This is a genomic window from Streptomyces sp. NPDC002144, assembly GCF_053593695.1.
Map to the genome: position 1 here is coordinate 130,965 of NZ_JBSFDB010000022.1, position 17,684 is coordinate 148,648.

Sequence of the window (17,684 nt, forward strand, 5' to 3'; positions counted from 1 at the left end):
GCCATGACGACCGAACGCCGTGAACCCGCGACCGCCGCCGACGAGCGCAGCATGCTGGAGGGCTGGCTGGACTACCACCGGCAGACCCTGGCCTGGAAGTGCGAGGGACTGACCGACGCCCAGCTCCGGACGGCCGCGGTGGAGCCGTCCGAGCTGTCCCTGATGGGGCTGGTGCGGCACATGGCGGAGGTGGAGCGCGGCTGGTTCCGCTCGGTCCTCGTGGGCGAGGACGCCGGGCCGATCTACTACAGCGACGAGGACCCGGACGGGGAGTTCCATCTCACCGAGGCGGACACCTGGGCGGAGGCGCACGCCACCTGGCAGGCCGAGATCGAGGCCGCCCGTGGGAACGCGGCCCGCTTCGGCCTGGACGACCTGTCCAAGGGCCGCAGCAGGCGCACCGGTGAGCAGTTCAACCTGCGCTGGATCTACACCCACATGATCGAGGAGTACGCCCGGCACAACGGCCACGCCGACCTGATCCGCGAGCGCGTCGACGGCGCCACCGGGGACTGACGTCAGCCCGGACGCCCCCGAGCCCGCCATAAGGGGCGGGAGATCACCCGTGCGGGGCATCCTGCGCTCATCCGCTGCCCGCCGGGCCGTCGCGGACGCCATTGTTGCGCGGGTGCATCGAACGACGACCACCGCAACGCTCCTGGTCACCGTGGCCGTCATGGCCCTGTCCGGCTGTGTGACCGTCCAGCGCCCGCCCCTGCCCGTCCCGTCGGCGCCGACCCCCTCCCAGCGGCCGGCCCCGCGCCCGGACGGTGAGGGGGAGCCACAGATCGTGCAGGCGCCGGCCCGGGAGGCCCTGGAGATGATCGGCCCGTCCCGGAGCGCGGAGCCGAGGACACCTCAGCGGCACCGGAACCCGGCGCGCGGGCCCGCCCCGGTCGACCGGCCGGCCGCACCCCGCTCGCACCCGCGGCCCACGCATCCCAGGCCGCGGCACGGGCAGCAGCCCGGCATCGAGATCCCCGACGTGACCGGGTCGGTCCCCAAGAGCCAGGCCGACGTGTGCGCCCTGGGCAAGCGGTACGGGGGCTGGCGGGCGGACAGCCCTGAGTCGGTGATCTGCCGGCAGGCGTACGGGCGGTGAGCCCGGCACGGTGCGCTCAGGGCCGCTGCCGGGGCGGCCCCCACCAGCCCGTCTCGCCGGAGCCGTCCTCGCCGAGGCGCAGCTCCAGCCGGGTGATGGCCGCCCGTACCCCGTCGCCGTAACTGTCATGGGCGAGGGTCGCGGCGGCCGTGCGCGCCCGGTGGAGGTGGGTGCGGGCGGCGCCGCCCCGGCCGAGCTTGACGTAGTCGGCCGCCAGGTTGAGGTGCAGCGAGGGATAGAGGGCGCGGACCGCGAGCGCGCTCTCGTGCTCGGCGGGCCGCTCACCCGTCAGCTCCTCCGCCGCCGTCAACGCCCGCAGGTCCCAGGCCAGTTCGTCGGCCGGGTCGTCCTGGGCGTCGGCCAGGTAGTGGGCCAGGGTGCAGCGGTGCAGCGGGTCGCCGTCCTCGCCGATCTCCGCCCACAGGGCGAGGAAGCGGTCCCGGGCCTCCTCGCGGTCGCCCGCGTGCTGCAGGATCACGACCTGCCCGATCCGTGACATCACGGCGTCCGACGCCGTCTGCTCCGGTCCCTTGGCCACCGTGCACTCCGCCCACTCGTCGGCTGTCCCGGTCGACGCTAACCCCGGGCACGGGCGATCACGGGCAGGCGGCACCGGGCCGGCTCGGCGCGGAACCGGCCCGGCGGTGCTCAGCCGAGGTTCGGGATGGTCCAGTCGATCGGCTCGTGGCCCTGCGCCGCGACCGCCTCGTTGATCTGCGTGAACGGGCGCGAGCCGAAGAACTTCTTCGCGGACAGCGGGGAGGGGTGCGCGCCCTTGACCACCACGTGCCGTGTCTCGTCGATCAGCGGCAGCTTCTTCTGCGCGTAGTTGCCCCACAGGACGAAGACCGCCGGGTCGGGCCGCTCGGCCACCGCGCGGATCACCGCGTCGGTGAACTTCTCCCAGCCCTTGCCCTTGTGCGAGTTGGCCTCGCCGGAGCGGACCGTGAGCACCGCGTTCAGCAGCAGAACGCCCTGTTCGGCCCACGGCAGCAGATAGCCGTTGTCCGGGACGGGGGTGCCCAGCTCCTCGTGCATCTCCTTGTAGATGTTGCGCAGCGACGGCGGGATCCGGACGCCCGGGCGGACCGAGAAGCACAGCCCGTGGCCCTGGCCCTCGCCGTGGTACGGGTCCTGGCCGAGGACGAGGACCTTCACCTTGTCGTAGGGCGTGGCGTCCAGAGCGGCGAAGACCTCCTCGCGCGGCGGGTAGACGGGACCGCGCGCCCGCTCCTCCTCGACGAACTCCGTCAGCTCCTTGAAGTAGGGCTGCTGCAGTTCGTCGCCCAGAACCCCGCGCCAGGACTCGGGCAGCATGGCGATGTCGGTCACGTCAACGTCCTTACGATGTGCGGAAAACGGCGTGCGGTCACTTCCAGGACTCAGAACCTACAGGCGACCACTGACAACGGCCCGCCGATGGCCGAAGTACCCCGCCTACCAGCTGGTCTTGCGGTACAGCTGCCACATCATCATGATCGTCGACGGGTCCAGCGCCTGCTCCGCGCCGGAGATGTCGTCGCTGGCGGCGACGTACTGCTTGCCCTGCCACAGCGGCAGCAGCCGGGCGTCGCGGACGAGGACCTGCTGGGCCCTCTCGAACTCCTGCACGACGTCGGCGCGGTCGCTCTGCCGGCGGGACTCGGGCAGCAGCCGCCCGGTGATCTCGGGGGCCGGATAGGGCGTGCCGAGCGCGTTCTGGTCGCCGACGAACGGGGCGATGAAGTTGTCCGGGTCGGGGAAGTCGGGGAACCAGCCGCGCCCGAACACCGGGTACTCACCCTTCTGGTAGCCGGTCACATACGTCTTCCAGGGCCGGCTCTTGAGGGTGACCGTGAACAGGCCGGAGGCCTCCAGCTGGCGCTTGAGCTCGGCGAACTCCAGCCCCGTGGAGGAGCCGTAGCGGTCGGTGGTGTACCAGAGGGTGAGCGGGACGCGCTGTTTGATGCCGGCGTCGGTGAGGATCTGGCGGGCCCTGGTGACGCTGGGGCTGCCGAAGTCGTCGAAGAAGTCGGTGGTGTGGCCGGTCAGCCCCTTCGGGACCATGGAGTACAGCGGCTCGACGGTGTCCTTGTAGACCTTGTGCGCGATCGCGCCCCGGTCGACGAGCTGGGCGACGGCCTTGCGGACCGCGGTGTTGCCGGCCCAGGGGTCCTTGGGGTTGAACACCAGGTAGTTGATCTCGATGCCGGCGCCCTCGTTGATCTGGAGCTTGCCGTTCGCGTCGTGCTTCTGCAGGTCGACGATGTCGTCGGCGTCCAGTCCGCGGAAGGCGACATCGAGGGTGCCCTTGCGCAGGTCGGAGACCATCGGGGCCGACTCGCGGTAGTAGCGGATGGTCACCGCGTCGTTCTTGCGGTCGGCGTAGCCCTTGTAGCTGCCGTTCCGGACGAGTTCGGCCTTCTTGCCGTCCTCGTACGACTGCAGCGTGTACGGCCCCGAGCCGTCGACCTTGTCGTCCTTGCGCAGGGCTGCGGCCGGGTACTTCGCCGGATCCACGATGGACATCGCGGGGGTGGCGAGCACGAAGGGGAAGGTGGCGTCGGGCTGGTTGAGGTGGAAGACGACCTCCGTGTCACCCAGTGCCTGCACCCGGTCGAGGCTGCCGAGGAGCCCGGCGGGACCGCCGTTGAGGTTGATCTTCCGGATGCGGTCGATGGAGTACTTGACGGCGGCGGCGTCGAGGGCGTGCCCGTCGGAGAACTTCAGGCCCGGCCGCAGCTCGCATCTGTACGTCGTGTTCGACCTGTCGGTGAAGCGGCAGTTGTCGGCGGCGTCCGGCTGCGGGGTGGTCGCGCCGACGGGGTAGCTGAGCAGCGTCTGGTAGATGTTGCGGAACAGTTCCCAGGACTGGTCCCAGGACGCCGCCGGGTCCAGGGTGCTGGGGGCACTCGTCGTCCCGACGGTGATCGGTCCCGTGCTGTCGGAGGAGTCCGACGAGAGGACGCCGCACCCGGCCACCAGGGTCGATATGGATGCGATGGCCGCCGTTTGCCGCAGGCCTCGGTTCCGGTTGAACACGCGCTCGCTCCTCGATCTGCCGTACCAAGGGTCGGCAGACCATACCGCAGTGCGACTTGGGTGCAACCCGCTTCGTACAGGGCCGTTGATCAGCATCTTTATGACGACGTTGTCATTTCCCCATGCCTTTCCCGTACGACGACGAGGGCGCCGTTTCCGTCAAGGAAACGGCGCCCTCGGGTGCCCGATCGTTACAATCGCAACCACTTCGTCAGGAGACACCGGCGTTCAGGAAGATGCCGCCGTCGACCACGAGCGTCTGGCCGGTGACCCAGTCCGACTGCTCGGAGGTGAGGAACGCGGCGGCGCCGCCGATGTCGGACGGCACGCCGAGCCGGGCCAGCGGGTAGGCGGCGGCCGCCTCCGCCTCCCGGCCCTCGTACAGCGCCTTGGCGAACTGGGTCTTCACCACCGCCGGGGCGATCGCGTTGACCCGCACCTTCGGCGCGAACTCGTGCGCCAGCTGCTGGGTGAGGTTGATCAGCGCGGCCTTGCTGACGCCGTAGGCGGCGATGAAGGGCGAGGGCGCGAGGCCCGCGACAGAGGCGATGTTGACGATGGCGCCGCCGTTCTCCTTCTGCCAGGCGTGCCAGGTCTTCTGCGCGAAACCGAGGGCGGAGATCACGTTGGTCTCGAAGACCTTGCGGGCCACGTCCAGGTCGAGGTCGGCGATCGGGCCGAACACCGGGTTGGTGCCGGCGTTGTTGACCAGGAAGTCGACGCGGCCGAAGGCCTCCATCGTGCGCTCGACGACCTCGGTCTGGTGGTCCAGGTCGTGCGCCTTGCCGGCGACGCCGATGACCCGGTCGGAACCGAGCTTCTCGACGGCCTCCTTCAGGGCGTCCTCGTTGCGGCCGGTGATGGCCACGCGGTCGCCGCGGGCGACGAGCGCCTCGGCGACGCCGTAGCCGATGCCGCGGCTGGCGCCGGTGACGACGGCGACCTTGCCGGAGAGTTCAGTCATGTCCGTTACTCCTGGTCGAAGCTAGTCGAGGGGGCCGCCGGCGACGTACAGCACCTGGCCGGAGACGAACCCGGCCGCCTCGCCGGTGAAGAAGGCGATGGCGTTGGCGATGTCGTCCGGCTCGCCCACGCGCGCGACCGGGATCTGGGTGGCGGCCGCGGCCTTGAAGTCCTCGAAGCCCATGCCGACGCGCTCGGCGGTGGCCTTGGTCATCTCGGTGGCGATGAAGCCGGGGGCGACGGCGTTGGCGGTGATGCCGAACTTGCCGAGCTCCTTGGCGAGGGTCTTGGTGAAGCCCTGCAGACCCGCCTTGGCGGCGGAGTAGTTGACCTGGCCGCGGTTGCCGAGCGCCGAGGAGGAGGACAGGTTGACGATGCGGCCGAAGCCCGCGTCGACCATGTGCTTCTGGACGGCCTTCGACATCAGGAAGGCGCCGCGCAAGTGGACGTTCATAACGGTGTCCCAGTCGGAGACGCTCATCTTGAACAGCAGGTTGTCGCGCAGCACGCCCGCGTTGTTGACCAGGATCGTCGGCGCGCCCAGCTCCTCGGCCACGCGCGCGATCGCGGCTTCGACCTGCGCCTCGTCGGAGACGTCGGCGCCGACCGCGAGGGCCTTGCCGCCAGCCGCGGTGATCTTCTCCACGGTGTCCTTGCAGGCGGCCTCGTCGAGGTCGATCACGGCGACCGCGCGACCCTCGGCGGCCAGTCGTACGGCGGTGGCGGCGCCGATGCCCCGCGCTCCGCCGGTGACCACGGCGACCCGCTGCTCAGTGGTGGACATTGCTGCTTCTCCTCGCCCTTGAGAGAACCCGCGGCCCGGTGAGCGACCGCTTAGTACCTTCGTCGCACGTGACGCTAGAAGCCATGGCACCCGGTGTCAACGTCACGCGGCTGCGGTGTGATCCATTACCTCACCAGCAGGTCGAGCAACCGCTCGGTCTCGGCCGCCGGATCGGTGGTGAGCCCAGTGTGCACCGGTCCCGGCTGGACGACCGTGGAGCGCGGCGCGATGAGCCAGCGGAAACGCCGTCCGGCGTCCTCACCCGCGGCCTGCCCCGCCCCCTCTCCCCCGCCGCAGACGCGCTCGACGGCCCCGAGCGCCGCCCGGATCCCGGCCACGTCGGCCCCCGGGTCGAGGGCCAGCAGCCGCGCCTCGTCGAGGTGGGTTCGGGCGCCGACGTACCGCTGGGCGCGGCAGTAGAGCAGCACGCCCGCGTTGATGCACTCGCCGCGTTCGACGCGGGGCACGACCCGCAGCAGGGCGTACTCGAAGACGTCCCGGTCGTTGGCCTCGCTGCCGCGGATGATGTGCCGCTCGACCACGGAGCCGGCCATGTGGATGTGGCGGTCGCTCACTTGCCCTCCTCGATTCCCGTCACGCGCGTGTGGACGTCGGCGGCGCGGGCGCGCAGCACGCGCGCGTAGGCGTGCCGGAGCCCGTCCGGGGTGTCGAAGCCGGGTTCGCCTGCCAGCCAGACGTCCGGGATCTCCGCGGTGACCTCGGCCAGGAGGTCCTCGGTGACCCGGGGGGCGAGTTCGGCGGCGGCGCCCGCGAGGTCGGGGCGGAAGCGGGCGAGGGCGTGGTCGGAGGCGTCGTAGGGGCGGGCGGCGGAGGCGTCGGCGCCGGGCCAGTTGTGGTGCCAGATCATGGTGGCGCCGTGGTCGATGAGCCACAGCTCGCCCTGCCGGACCAGCAGGTTGGGGTTGCGCCAGGACCGGTCGACGTTGTTGATCAGGGCGTCGAACCACAGGACGCGTCCGGCCTCCTCGGGGCTCACCTCGAAGGCGAGCGGGTCGAAGCCGAGGGCGCCGGAGAGGAAGTCCATGCCGAGGTTGGTGCCGCCGCTCGCCCGCAGCAGGTCCTGCACCTGCTGCTCGGGCTCACCGAGACCCAGCACCGGATCGAGGCCGATCGTGACCAGGCGGGGCATCCGGAAGCCCAGCCGGCGGGCGAGTTCCCCGCAGAGCACCTCCGCGACGAGTGTCTTGCGGCCCTGGCCGGCGCCGGTGAACTTCATGACGTACGTCCCGTAGTCGTCGGCCTCGACGAGCCCCGGCAGCGAGCCGCCTTCACGCAGGGGCGTGATGAAGCGGGTCGCGATCACTTCCTTGAGCATCGCCCCAGGTTACTGGCCGACAGCGAACCGACAGCTCCGGTTTACCCCGCCCTGAACTCGAACGCGTTTAGATCTCGACATCGTCTGAACAACCCATGCGCGAACGCCGTACCCCTGGACGATCCACAAAGCCCGCAACGAAGGGAACCGTCAGCATGACGACCAGCGAACCGCTCCAGCCCGTCCCGGCGCCGGCCCGGCGTACCGTCGTGGCGGCGGTCGGCGCCGCCGGACTCGCCGTCGCGCTGACCGCGTGCGGATCCTCCGACGACAACTCCTCCAGCTCCTCGGACACCCAGGCCGGTGCGAACGCGGGCAACGGCGGTACGGCCGGCGGCGACGCGAGCGCGAGCGCCCCGTCCGGCTCCGGCGGCACGGCCCTGGCCAAGACCGCCGACATCCCGGAGGGCGGCGGCAAGATCTTCAAGGACAAGTCCGTGGTGGTGACCCAGCCGGCCTCCGGCACCTTCAAGGCCTTCTCGACCAAGTGCCCGCACCAGGGCTGTGCGGTCTCCAGCATCTCCAACGGTGTCATCGTCTGTCCCTGCCACGGCAGTGAGTTCTCCGTGACGGACGGCAGCGTGAAGAAGGGCCCGGCCACCACCGGTCTCACGGCCCAGAACGTCACCGTGAGCGGGGACTCGATCACGCTGGCCTGATCCCCGCCCGCCGCGGCCCTTCGAGGCAGCCCAGCACCTCCGTCGTGGTCACGACCGTGGCGACCAGGGCGAGGGTGTTGCGGATCATCGCCGGGGTGTACTCGGAGGGCACTCCCGCGATGGCGTCGGAGGGCACCACGACCGTGTAGCCGCGGTTGACCGCGTCGAAGACGGCGTTGGGGACGGCCACGTTGGCCGAGACTCCGGCCACGACGAGCGTGCGGCAGCCGAGGTTGCGCAGCAGCGGGTCGACGTCGGTGCCCTGGATCGGCGACAGCCCGTGCAGCCGCCGTACGACGAGGTCCTCCTCGGCGACCTCGATGGGGGCCGCCACCCGCACCGCCGAGGAGCCGGACAGCTGCTGGACGGGCAGCCGTTCGGCGGCGCGGAAGAGGCGGGCGTTGCGGTTGGCGCCGCGTCCGTCGGGGCGCCGCTCGGCGATGGCGTGGATGACCTGGACGCCGCCGGCGTGGGCGGCGGACACGAGCCGTGCCACATTGGCGAGGGCGCCCGACCGGCGTGCCTCCAGGGCGAGTTCGGGCAGTGCGCTGTCCGGGCCGACGACACCCTGCTGGCACTCGACGGTGAGCAGCACGGTGCTGGCCGGATCGAGGAGTTCGCTGAGCTGTTCGCGGGACGGCACGGTTCCTCCTCGTCGCCGGCGGCTGGAGCGGGCGAGCGTAGCGACCATTGCGCATGGACGGAAGACGACCCATGCTTTTCTGACGTGATGTCAGAGGATCACCGGACCCTCTGGCACTTCGTGAGAGAAGAGGGGGACGCATGACCGTCACTCAGCGCCGCGGCCGCAAGATCATGATGACGCCGGGCGAGCTGGACGAGTTCCTCACCGGCCAGCGCACCTGCCGGGTGGCCACCGTGTCGGCGGGCGGGGCCCCGCATGTCAGCGCGCTGTGGTTCGCCTGGGACGGCACCTCGGTCTGGCTGTACTCGGTGGTGCGCAGCAAGCGGTGGACCGACCTGCGGCGGGACCCGCGGGTCGCGATCGTGGTGGACTCGGGCGAGGACTACGACGAGCTGCGCGGCGTGGAGCTGTCGGGGACCGTGGAGTTCGTGGGCGAGTTCCCGCGCACCGGCGAGCTGTGCGCCGAACTCGACGTCCCGGAGACCCTGTTCGCCCGCAAGAACTTCGGCCTGGAGGAGATGCCGCACGACGGCCGGCACGCGTGGATCCGGCTGACGCCCGAGAAAATCGTGTCCTGGGACTTCCGCAAGCTGGGTGGCGCGTAGGCGGATTTCCCGGCGACGCGCGGGCCGGTTCCCGTTGGCACGTGGTCCCGTCGGGATCAGCCGGCCTTCTTCGCCGCCTCCTGCAGGGCCTCCACCGCCGCCCGGATCGACGGGCGGCGGTCGGCGTCCGCGCGCCACACCGCGTAGACGTACCGGTGCACGCGGTGCCGCACGGGCACGGCCCGCACTCCGGCCGGCATCGGGTCGCGGCCCAGCCGCGGCGCGACGCAGACTCCCAACCCGGCGGCCACCAGGGCGAGTTGGGTGTGGTGCTCCTCGGCACGGTGGGCGATCCGCGGCTCGATGCCCTTGCTGCGCAGGGTGTAGAGCAGCCATTCGTGGCAGAACTCGCCCTCCGGCCAGACCACCCATTCGTCCTCTCTGAAGTCGTCCAGGTCGACGTCGTCCCGGACGGCCAGCGGGTGTCCCACGGGCATGGCGATCTCCACGGGATCGTCGAGGATCGGCGCCTTGGCCAGCCCGTCGGGCATGGGCAGCGGCTTGTTGTACCAGTCCAGGACGACGGCGAGGTCGGCGTCGCCCCGGAGCACGGCGTTCACGCCCTCCTCCGGCTCCAGCTCCCGCGAGCGCACCCGCAGCGCCGGGTGGTCGTCGCGCAGCGCGGCGAGGGCGGCCGGGAAGAGCCCGCGCAGGGCCGTCGGGAACGCGACCAGCCGCAGCTCACCGACCACCTGGCCGCGCTGCGCCTCCAGATCGGACTGGGCGAGCTCGACCTGCGACAGGATCCGCGACGCGTGCTCGGCGAGCAGCCGGCCCGCGTCCGTGAGCCGCACGCCCCGGCCGTTCTTGGCCAGCAGCCGCTGGCCCACCTCCCGCTCCAGCTTGGCCATCTGCTGCGAGACGGCCGAGGTCGTGATGTGCAGCCCCTCGGCCGCGCCGCTGACCGAGCCGTGCCGGGCGAGGGCGTCGAGGGTGCGCAGGCGATCCAGGTTCAACATGTAAGCGATGCTACGAGATATCTCGCTCGAAATCTCGATTGTGCTAAGAGGTGCTGTCCAGCATCGTTACGGCCATGACCACCGCCACCGCGACCACCCGGGCCCCCGCCCGCCCCGCCGCCCGCCGCCCCGTCCTCGACTGGCGTCTGCGCTTCGGCGCGCTGTCCCTGATCTGGGGCTTCAGCTTCCTCCTCATCAAGGTCGGCACCCAGGGCTACGCGCCATTCCAGGTCACCCTCGGGCGGCTGCTGTTCGGTACGGCGGTGCTCGCGGGGGCGATGGCGGTCAAGCGGGAGCGGTTGCCGCGGGGCGTGCGGACCTGGGCACATCTGACGGTCGCGGCGTTCCTGCTCAACGCTCTGCCGTTCTCGCTCTTCGCCTACTCCGAGCTGACGATCCCCTCGACGCTGGCGGGCATCTGCAACGCGACCTCGCCGCTGTGGGGCATGGCCCTGTCCCTGGTCGCCCTCTCGGAGGACCGGCCGACCCGCCTCCGGGTCGCTGGGCTCGGCATCGGCTTCCTCGGCGTCCTGACGGTCCTCGGCGCCTGGCAGGGCTTCCACGGCCTGGACGCCACGGGCACGGCGATGGCTCTGACGGCCTCGCTGAGCTACCCCGTGGGCTGGATCTACGTCCGCCGCACCCTGGCCGGCTCCAGCCACTCGAACCTCTCCCTGACGGGCGCCCAGTTGCTGCTGGCGACCCTGCAACTGACCGTGGTGACCCCGCTGTTCACCTCCCTCCCCACCCGCTTCCCGGCCCTTCCCCTTCTCGCGATCGCCGCGCTGGGCGCCCTGGGCACCGGCCTCGCCGTGCTCGTCCAGTACGGCCTGGTCGCCGAGGTCGGCCCCACGACGGCCCAGATGGTCACGTACTTCATCCCGGTCATCGCCACCACCGCGGGCGTGGCGGTCCTCGGCGAGTCCCTGACCTGGTCGACCCCGGTGGGTGCGGTGATCGTCCTGGCGGGAGCGGCACTGACCCAGGTACGCCGGCGCGCCTGAGCCATGGGCAGGCGTCGACCTCCAGGGCAAGCAGAGTGGGGAACCACGGAGCTTGCGCCGCGACGCCTGCCGTCCGGCTCCGGGTGCTCGTCGAGAGGGCGGGCGGGGTCGGCGTCACGCCGGGGCCGGGCACACCAGGAGGCCGCCGGCCACCGGCGGGCGGGCGGCTGCCGCACCGGCAGCGGTGGAGCGCCGGCCGGGAAGCAGCCCGGCGTCGCCGCGCCGCTTGGGCTTCTCGTCGACCACGGCCCCTCCGATGGCGCACGGTTCACGTGGCTGGTCGCGGTGGGGTCCGCGCTCGCCGCCGCCGGGCAGACGATCGACGCCCACCGGCGGGGCGTGCGAGAGAGCGCCGGTGGGCGGGGCTCTCGGGTGACGGGGCGGGCTCAGACGTAGGTACGCGTGGGCGCCGGTCCCAGGGCCCGGGCGATCGCGTCCGCCAGTGGGGGCGTCTCCTCCGGGGTGAGGGTCGAGATCGTGATGCGGATGCCGGGCGGGGCGCTCATGCGGAAGCGGGCTCCCGGGGACACCGCCCAGCCGGCGTGCAGGAGGCGGGCGACGGCGCCCGTCTCGTCGGGGACCGGGATCCAGACGTTCATGCCGCTGCGGCCGTGCGCGGCGACGCCCCGCTCGGCGAGTGCGTCGATCAGGAGGTCACGGCGTTCCCGGTAGGCGGCCGCCACCGCGCTCGGGTCGAGGGCGTCGTCGGTCCACAGGTGCACCACCGCCCGCTGGACGATGCGGCTGACCCAGCCGGGGCCCAGACGGTGCCGGCCGGTCAGGCGGTCGACGGTGACCGGGTCGCCGGTGAGCACGGCGAGGCGCAGGTCGGGGCCGTAGGCCTTGGCGACGGAGCGGACGAGGGCCCAGTGGTGGGTGCCGCCGGCCAGGGGGTGGAGGGGCAGGTCGACGATGCCGTGGCCGTGGTCGTCCTCGATCAGCAGGGTCTCCGGGTGCTCCCGCAGCACGGCCCGCAGGGCACGCGCGCGCGTGGCGGTCACCGCGGCGCCGGTCGGGTTCTGGGCCCGGTCGGTGACGACCAGCGCCCGGGCGCCCGCTTCCAGGGCCCGCCGTACGTCCTCGGCCCGCGGCCCCTCGTCGTCGACACCGACCGGGGCCGTGCGCAGTCCGAGCGCCGGGATCAGGTCGAGCAGGCTGCCCCAGCCGGGGTCCTCGACGGCCACGGTGTCCCCGGGCTTGAGGTGGGCCGCAAGCACCCGCTCGATGGCGTCCAGCGAGCCGGACGCGACGGCCAGCGGCCCGTCCGGCACACCGTCGGCGTCCAGTCGCGCACGGGCGATACGGGCCAGCTCGGGCTCGATGAGGGCGTCTCCATAGAGCACGGGTTCCCGGTCGCCCTGCTCCGCGGCGGCCGCGAAGGCCTTCGCCAGCGGCGGCAGCAGCGCCGGGTCCGGGTTGCCGCTCGCCACGTCCCGCACGCCCTCCGGCACGTCCATCCGCGCGTACTCGCGACCCGTGGTCGCCGGCTTCGACCGCACCCGGCTCCCCCGCCGCCCGGCCGTCTCGATCACCCCGCGCTCCCGCAGGATCCGGTACGCGGCCGCGACCGTGTTGGGATTCACCCCCAGCTCGACCGCCAACTCCCGCATGGGAGGAAGCGGTTGCCCCGGCTCCAGCTCTCCGGAACCCACCGCGCGCTCGACGCTCGCCGCAATCTCTGCTGCGCGTCGCCCTTCGATCCGATATCCTCCTAGCACAAAGTAGATTATGCACTAGTGCAATACACGACGCAAGACGAAGCAACGAGTTCTGGAGAACGCCATGCAGGGGACCGCACAGCCGACGTCGCCGCCCGCCGCCTACACGCCGACCGACCGCACCGTCCCCACGCGCTCGGCGGACCGGGCGTCGTACGACAGGGAACTGGTGCACGCGATACTCGACGAGGGATACGTCTGCCACCTGGGCTTCGTGCGCGACGGGCGGCCGGTGGTGCTGCCGACGCTGTACGGGCGGGTCGACGAGCGGCTGTACGTCCACGGCTCGACCGGCTCGCGTCCGCTGCGGATGACCGGACAGGCCGACCCGGGGCTCCCGGTCTGCCTGACGGTGACGCATGTCGACGCGCTGGTCCTGGCCCGCTCCGCCTTCCACCACTCGATCAACTACCGCTCCGTCGTGGTCCACGGCATCGCCCACGACGTCACGGACCCGGAGGAGAAGCGGGCGGCCCTGGACGCGCTGGTCGACCACGTCGTGCCGGGCCGCGCCGCCGACGCGCGCCCGGCGAACAAAAAGGAGCTCGCGGCCACCGCCGTCATCCGCCTCGACCTCGACGAGGTCTCCGCCAAGCTCCGCACCGGCGGCGTGAACGACGAGCCCGAGGACCTCGCCCTCCCCCACTGGGCCGGCCTCGTCCCGCTGCGCAAGGGGTACGACACCCCCGTGGCCGACGCGGACCTGTCCCACGGCATCGGGCTCCCCGCCTACCTGGCGGTCCACTGATGCTGATCCACCCCTGGGACGCGGCACGCGACGACTCGGAATGGCAACAGTGGCTCGCGGTCCACGACTTCGGACAGCTCGCCGTCAACGGACTGCCCGGCGAGGCGCCGCACGTCCAGCCGCTGCACTTCCTCTATGACGACGGGCGCGGCGAGGTCCTCACCCACCTGGCCCGGCCCAACCCAATGTGGCCGGCGCTGGAGGCGAACCCGGACGTCGTGCTGAGCGTGGTCGACGACTACGTGTACGCGCCGGGCCACTGGCAGGCCAAGCCCGGCACACCGTCCGAGCACGGCACGCCGACGAGCTACTACGCGGCGGTCCAGCTCCGGTGCCGGGCCCACCTGGTGGACGATCCGGCCGAGAAGGCCGAGCTGCTCAACCGCCTGGTCGACCACTTCCAGCCGGAGGGCGGCTCGGCGCGGGTGGCGGTGGGCGAGGTGCCGTACGGCAGGATGCTCGCCGGTCTGCGCGGGATACGGCTCGAAGTCGTGGACGTCCGCGCCAAGTTCAAGTACGCCAACCACAAGCCCGAGGTGCACGAGCGGGTGGCGGCCGCGCTGACGAAGCGAGGCGGTCCGCGTGACGCGGCCGCGCGTGCGCATCTGGCGCGCAGGCACGGGGTGTGACACCAACTGCCCTTCTGACGCTGATCATTGAGAGAGGGGCCGCACGGGGGAGGGCCCCTCTCCGCATACCCGCTCCGGCTAGGCGGCGGTTCCCCGGGCCGACAGCTCGCGTTCCGGGCCGCCGCCGGCCACCGGGTCCGGGGAGGGCTTGGCCGGTGCGGAGGACTGGGCGATGAAGGCGCCCACGAGGACGACCGCGCCGCCCGCTATCTGCGGTGCCGACAGGTGCTCGGCGAGCAGCACCCAGGCCAGGACGGTCGCGATGACCGCTTCCAGGCAGGCCACGACGCCCGCGACCTGCGGCGAGAGCCGGCGTACCGACAGCACGCCGGTGACGTAGGCGAGGACGGTCGCGATCAGCACGATCCACGCCAGCAGCAGGCCGGCGGCGACCGGGGTGCCGTTCATGTGCGCGGTGCCGGACAGCACCGACCAGTCCATGGACCAGGGGCGAGCGACGGCCGTGAGCACCAGGGCGCCGATCAGCAGGCCGTAGGCGATGACGCCCAGTGGGTCCGGAGCCTCCTCGCCGGCGTCGCTGCCCTGGTCGGACAGGACGAAGTAACCGACCTGACAGCAGGCGGCGCCGAGCGCGAGCAGCAGGCCGAGGGCGTCGAAGCTCAGGCCCGACCAGACCTCGACCACACAGGCCAGACCGCCGACCGCCAGGACCACTCCCACCGCGGCGGCGCGAGTGACCGGCCGCCGCTGCACGAACCGCACCCAGCCCAGCACCAGGGCGGGCGCGAGGTACTCCACGAGCAGTGCGACCCCGACGGGGATGCGGGAGAGGGCGGCGAAGTAGCAGGCCTGCACCCCCGCCACCGCGAGCAGGCCGAACCCGGCGAGCAGAGCGGGACGGCGGAACAGCAGCGTGCGGTGGCGCACCGCGACCGGCAGCATCACCAGGGCCGCGCCGGTCACCCGCAGCCACACCACGTGCAGCGGGTCGAGCCCGGCCTCGATCAACGGCTTCGCCGCGACGCCGGACCCTCCGAAGGCGAGGGCGGACACGAGCGCGAGCCCGAGCCCCACGCCCTTGCCGCGACGGGCCTGACTGCTCTGTGAGGTGCGCACCGGCACATGATGACAGGCGACGACAGGAGCGTCACCCCCGATGACACCTGTCTCACCGGATGGACGGTCCGGCGCCCCTCCGCGGCCGGACCATTCCGACCCGATAAGCATCGGCGGCGGGACCCTCCGGACCGACGTCACTCAGCGACCGGACCGTTCCGACCGGTGCGCCTCAGCGGCCGGCACCCTCCGGCCCGATGTCACTCAGCGGCCGGACCCCTCCGGCCCGGTACCACTCACTGGCCCGACCACTCCGGCCGGGCGAGCCGGTCCTCGATCCGGGTGAGCACCTCGTGCGGGTCGATTCCGGCGCGGGCCAGCACTTCGACGGCCCGCGCCTGCGGGTCCGCGAGGATCGCCGCGAGCAGGTCGACGCCGAGCGCCGCGTCCTCGCCCCGGCGGGCGGCGCGTGCGGCGGCGTTCTCCATGGCACCCGCGGCCAGCGGCGAGAATCCCGCACCCTCGGCCACCATGGGCACGGTGCCGGAGTCCTCGACCGAGCCCTGCCAGCGCAGCCCGTAGCCGATGCTGCGCTGCACGAGATAGCCGAGCAGCCGGGCGTTCTCCGCTCCGTCGTCGAAGACGGCGCGCACCTCGGGGTCGTACTCCAGGAGCGAGTGCAGCAGATGGGCGGTGTCGATCTGCCGGTCCCCGTCGCGGACCGCGCGGCGGCGGGCACCCGAGACCACCGCTGCCAGTGCGGCGCTGAGCTTGGCATCGTTGTCCGGGCGAGGACCGACGGCCGGCTCCTCGGCCTGCTGTCGGGGGATACGGGGTGGCACATCCCCTACCCCATCAGTCCCCGGCGTCCGCGGTCATCCCCGGGGGGAACCATTTCCGCGTCCCACGGAGAGTGGACGGCGAACGCCGGAATCTCCTCCTTGCGGATGAGATCAGATGGCTTTACCCGGAGGGGCGCGCGCCGCCTTGCCGTGCGCCGGATGTGCAACCGCGGCGCTCCGGCGCACGTCCCACCGGTGCATGGAGAGCAGGTGCTGGCTGGGGTCCCTGCCGGCCGTGGACGGCAGGCAGTACGTGTACCGGGTGGACGCCCCGGAGGACGCGCAGACGCGGCGCTGATACGGCGGGTGGCTGTGGGCGCCGTACCGCCGGGAAACCGCACAATTTCTGACGGCTCGTCAGTATTGAATGTTGCGACCCCTGCCGTTACTTTCCGCGACACCACAGCCCGACACGAAGAGGTGGTCGCATGCCCGAAATCAGCGCGGAGGCACGGATCGAGGCGCCGGCCGAGAAGGTGTGGGCACAGCTCACGGACTGGCCCGCGTACGGCGAGTGGAACGCCACCCACACCGGCTTTCCGCAGGGCGGCCCGGCGGCGCTCGAAGTGGGCGCGACCTTCCAGGAGAACATGAAGCTGATGGGCTTCCCGGCCGAGGTCGAGTGGACCGTCTCGGAAGTGGAACCTGCCCGGCTCTTCGTCATCACGGGCAAGGGTCCGATGGCCGTGAGCCTGGCCACTCGCTACACCCTGACCCCCGACGGCGACGCCACGAAGGTCCGCATCGACGGGGAGTTCACGGGCGCCGCGGTGACCCTGATGGCGGGCAAGCTGAGGGACTCGGGAACCGCCGCCCTCAACGAGTCGCTGCGCAAGCTGGCCGGGCTGGTGTCCTGACCGCCGGACACGGGAAGGCGCCCCGCGGATCGCTCCGCGGGGCGCCTTCGTCGCCGTAGGACGCTCAGTCCTCGTCGGCGAGGATCAGGTACAGCTTCTTGCGGGCCTCGTTGATGACGGTCAGCGCCTTCTCGCGCTGCTCCTTGCTGCCGGTCTTCCAGACCTGGCCGAAGGCCTCCATCAGACCGAAGCCGGCCTGGCGGATCTCACCGAGCGCCTCGAAGTCGATACCGCGGGAGGCCTCCTCCCAGGGCGCGTCCGGGCCCTCGTCGGCCGCGGCGCGGCCGGACTCGGTGAGCGAGAACAGCTTCTTGCCGCCCTCGCTCGCGCTGGTGATCAGACCCTCGTCCTCCAGCAGCTGGAGGGTGGGGTACACCGAGCCGGGGCTGGGCTTCCACGCCCCGCCGCTGCGCTCGGCGATCTCCTGGATCATCTCGTAACCGTGCATCGGTCGGTCCTTGAGCAGGGCCAGGATCGACGCGCGTACGTCACCTCGCCGTGCCCTTCCCCTCGGTCCGCCACGTCCTCGCGGCCCCCAGGGGCCCGGGCCGAAGCCGGGTCCGCCGAAACCGAAGCCGCCGCGCGGGTCGCCGCCGGGCCCACCCGGCCCGAAGGGACCGAAGGCACCACGCCGACCCTCGAAACCACCCCGACCACGAGAGCCGGGTCCACCGTGTCCACGTTCGAATCCATGGGTACGCATCGCAATCACTCCATTCGTTCGTTGATCTGTCGCGATGCGTCAACGATATATCGGAACAGTTCGCATGGCAACCCTCTGCCGAAAACAGGGG

The 17,684-nt window shown here is 71.8% G+C and carries 22 protein-coding genes; 8 read left to right on the forward strand and 14 right to left on the reverse strand.

Translation table 11 applies throughout. From position 1 onward, the window contains the following. The first annotated feature begins 3 nt into the window (after positions 1 to 3). Together ACWCQ1_RS29955 and ACWCQ1_RS29960 are read left to right on the forward strand one after the other, a co-directional pair. Entirely contained in the window at positions 4 to 516 is a 513-nt protein-coding gene (locus tag ACWCQ1_RS29955; RefSeq protein ID WP_451027791.1) for a DinB family protein, read from the forward strand. Between the two features lie 112 nt (positions 517 to 628). Beyond that, positions 629 to 1,102 (forward strand): hypothetical protein, encoded by a 474-nt coding sequence (locus ACWCQ1_RS29960; protein ID WP_451027792.1) that lies wholly within the window; start codon positions 629 to 631, stop codon positions 1,100 to 1,102. Between the two features lie 16 nt (positions 1,103 to 1,118). Here the strand turns inward: ACWCQ1_RS29960 and ACWCQ1_RS29965 are convergent, their stop codons facing one another. From ACWCQ1_RS29965 to ACWCQ1_RS29995, 7 genes are all read right to left on the reverse strand, one after another. Next, entirely contained in the window at positions 1,119 to 1,601 is a 483-nt protein-coding gene (locus ACWCQ1_RS29965; protein ID WP_451027806.1) for a hypothetical protein, read from the reverse strand. A gap of 149 nt (positions 1,602 to 1,750) precedes the next feature. Next, complete coding sequence (gene ung, locus ACWCQ1_RS29970; protein WP_358604466.1) at positions 1,751 to 2,434, reverse strand: uracil-DNA glycosylase; 684 nt, start codon at positions 2,432 to 2,434, stop codon at positions 1,751 to 1,753. 105 nt (positions 2,435 to 2,539) lie between these two features. Then, a complete protein-coding gene (locus ACWCQ1_RS29975; RefSeq protein WP_451027793.1) occupies positions 2,540 to 4,123 on the reverse strand; it encodes an ABC transporter substrate-binding protein in 1,584 nt (527 codons plus the stop codon). A gap of 211 nt (positions 4,124 to 4,334) precedes the next feature. After that, positions 4,335 to 5,087, reverse strand: coding sequence for an SDR family oxidoreductase (locus tag ACWCQ1_RS29980; protein WP_208784612.1), 753 nt, complete (start codon positions 5,085 to 5,087; stop codon positions 4,335 to 4,337). A gap of 21 nt (positions 5,088 to 5,108) precedes the next feature. Next, positions 5,109 to 5,870, reverse strand: a complete 762-nt coding sequence (gene fabG / locus ACWCQ1_RS29985; RefSeq protein ID WP_133047508.1) for a 3-oxoacyl-ACP reductase FabG — start codon at positions 5,868 to 5,870, stop codon at positions 5,109 to 5,111. Between the two features lie 125 nt (positions 5,871 to 5,995). After that, on the reverse strand, positions 5,996 to 6,445 hold the full coding sequence (locus tag ACWCQ1_RS29990; RefSeq protein ID WP_133047507.1) for a DUF3037 domain-containing protein: 450 nt from the start codon (positions 6,443 to 6,445) through the stop codon (positions 5,996 to 5,998). After that, a complete protein-coding gene (locus ACWCQ1_RS29995; protein ID WP_451027794.1) occupies positions 6,442 to 7,206 on the reverse strand; it encodes a HipA family kinase in 765 nt (254 codons plus the stop codon). Before ACWCQ1_RS29995 ends, ACWCQ1_RS29990 begins: the two co-directional genes overlap by 4 nt. A gap of 155 nt (positions 7,207 to 7,361) precedes the next feature. On the opposite strand from ACWCQ1_RS29995, the gene ACWCQ1_RS30000 reads away from it, so the two are divergent. Further along, complete coding sequence (locus ACWCQ1_RS30000) at positions 7,362 to 7,865, forward strand: Rieske (2Fe-2S) protein (protein ID WP_451027795.1); 504 nt, start codon at positions 7,362 to 7,364, stop codon at positions 7,863 to 7,865. Here ACWCQ1_RS30000 and ACWCQ1_RS30005 read toward each other — a convergent pair. Next, positions 7,852 to 8,508 (reverse strand): isochorismatase family cysteine hydrolase, encoded by a 657-nt coding sequence (locus ACWCQ1_RS30005; RefSeq protein ID WP_451027796.1) that lies wholly within the window; start codon positions 8,506 to 8,508, stop codon positions 7,852 to 7,854. The two genes, ACWCQ1_RS30000 and ACWCQ1_RS30005, sit on opposite strands and share 14 nt — an antisense overlap. A gap of 140 nt (positions 8,509 to 8,648) precedes the next feature. Between ACWCQ1_RS30005 and ACWCQ1_RS30010 the strand changes: the two genes are divergently transcribed. Further along, a complete protein-coding gene (locus tag ACWCQ1_RS30010; RefSeq protein ID WP_133047503.1) occupies positions 8,649 to 9,116 on the forward strand; it encodes a pyridoxamine 5'-phosphate oxidase family protein in 468 nt (155 codons plus the stop codon). A gap of 56 nt (positions 9,117 to 9,172) precedes the next feature. On the opposite strand, the gene ACWCQ1_RS30015 is transcribed toward ACWCQ1_RS30010, so the two are convergent. Further along, positions 9,173 to 10,075 (reverse strand): LysR family transcriptional regulator, encoded by a 903-nt coding sequence (locus tag ACWCQ1_RS30015; RefSeq protein ID WP_451027797.1) that lies wholly within the window; start codon positions 10,073 to 10,075, stop codon positions 9,173 to 9,175. A gap of 74 nt (positions 10,076 to 10,149) precedes the next feature. On the opposite strand from ACWCQ1_RS30015, the gene ACWCQ1_RS30020 reads away from it, so the two are divergent. Further along, positions 10,150 to 11,079: a DMT family transporter gene (locus ACWCQ1_RS30020; RefSeq protein WP_451027798.1), complete on the forward strand. Its 930-nt coding sequence runs from the start codon at positions 10,150 to 10,152 to the stop codon at positions 11,077 to 11,079. A gap of 114 nt (positions 11,080 to 11,193) precedes the next feature. Here ACWCQ1_RS30020 and ACWCQ1_RS30025 read toward each other — a convergent pair whose 3' ends face one another. Together ACWCQ1_RS30025 and ACWCQ1_RS30030 are read right to left on the reverse strand one after the other, a co-directional pair. Then, the gene (locus ACWCQ1_RS30025; protein ID WP_133047500.1) at positions 11,194 to 11,409 is read right to left on the reverse strand and encodes a hypothetical protein; all 216 of its coding nucleotides are present in this window, start codon (positions 11,407 to 11,409) and stop codon (positions 11,194 to 11,196) included. A 56-nt stretch (positions 11,410 to 11,465) separates the two neighbouring features. Next, the gene (locus tag ACWCQ1_RS30030; RefSeq protein ID WP_451027799.1) at positions 11,466 to 12,797 is read right to left on the reverse strand and encodes an aminotransferase class I/II-fold pyridoxal phosphate-dependent enzyme; all 1,332 of its coding nucleotides are present in this window, start codon (positions 12,795 to 12,797) and stop codon (positions 11,466 to 11,468) included. 64 nt (positions 12,798 to 12,861) lie between these two features. Between ACWCQ1_RS30030 and ACWCQ1_RS30035 the strand changes: the two genes are divergently transcribed. Further along, positions 12,862 to 13,545: a pyridoxamine 5'-phosphate oxidase family protein gene (locus ACWCQ1_RS30035; RefSeq protein ID WP_133047498.1), complete on the forward strand. Its 684-nt coding sequence runs from the start codon at positions 12,862 to 12,864 to the stop codon at positions 13,543 to 13,545. Continuing rightward, positions 13,545 to 14,174: an FMN-binding negative transcriptional regulator gene (locus ACWCQ1_RS30040; RefSeq protein ID WP_451027800.1), complete on the forward strand. Its 630-nt coding sequence runs from the start codon at positions 13,545 to 13,547 to the stop codon at positions 14,172 to 14,174. The genes ACWCQ1_RS30035 and ACWCQ1_RS30040 overlap by 1 nt, the downstream gene beginning before the upstream one ends. Before the next feature lie 78 nt (positions 14,175 to 14,252). On the opposite strand, the gene ACWCQ1_RS30045 is transcribed toward ACWCQ1_RS30040, so the two are convergent. Together ACWCQ1_RS30045 and ACWCQ1_RS30050 are read right to left on the reverse strand one after the other, a co-directional pair. Further along, positions 14,253 to 15,257 (reverse strand): EamA family transporter, encoded by a 1,005-nt coding sequence (locus ACWCQ1_RS30045; RefSeq protein ID WP_451027801.1) that lies wholly within the window; start codon positions 15,255 to 15,257, stop codon positions 14,253 to 14,255. Between the two features lie 230 nt (positions 15,258 to 15,487). Further along, a complete protein-coding gene (locus ACWCQ1_RS30050; protein ID WP_358604443.1) occupies positions 15,488 to 16,033 on the reverse strand; it encodes a Clp protease N-terminal domain-containing protein in 546 nt (181 codons plus the stop codon). A 428-nt stretch (positions 16,034 to 16,461) separates the two neighbouring features. Here ACWCQ1_RS30050 and ACWCQ1_RS30055 point away from each other — a divergent pair, with 428 nt between their 5' ends. Beyond that, a complete protein-coding gene (locus ACWCQ1_RS30055) occupies positions 16,462 to 16,890 on the forward strand; it encodes a type II toxin-antitoxin system Rv0910 family toxin (protein WP_133047494.1) in 429 nt (142 codons plus the stop codon). 64 nt (positions 16,891 to 16,954) lie between these two features. Here the strand turns inward: ACWCQ1_RS30055 and ACWCQ1_RS30060 are convergent, their stop codons facing one another. Beyond that, on the reverse strand, positions 16,955 to 17,593 hold the full coding sequence (locus ACWCQ1_RS30060; protein ID WP_133047493.1) for a PadR family transcriptional regulator: 639 nt from the start codon (positions 17,591 to 17,593) through the stop codon (positions 16,955 to 16,957). Positions 17,594 to 17,684 lie beyond the last annotated feature (91 nt).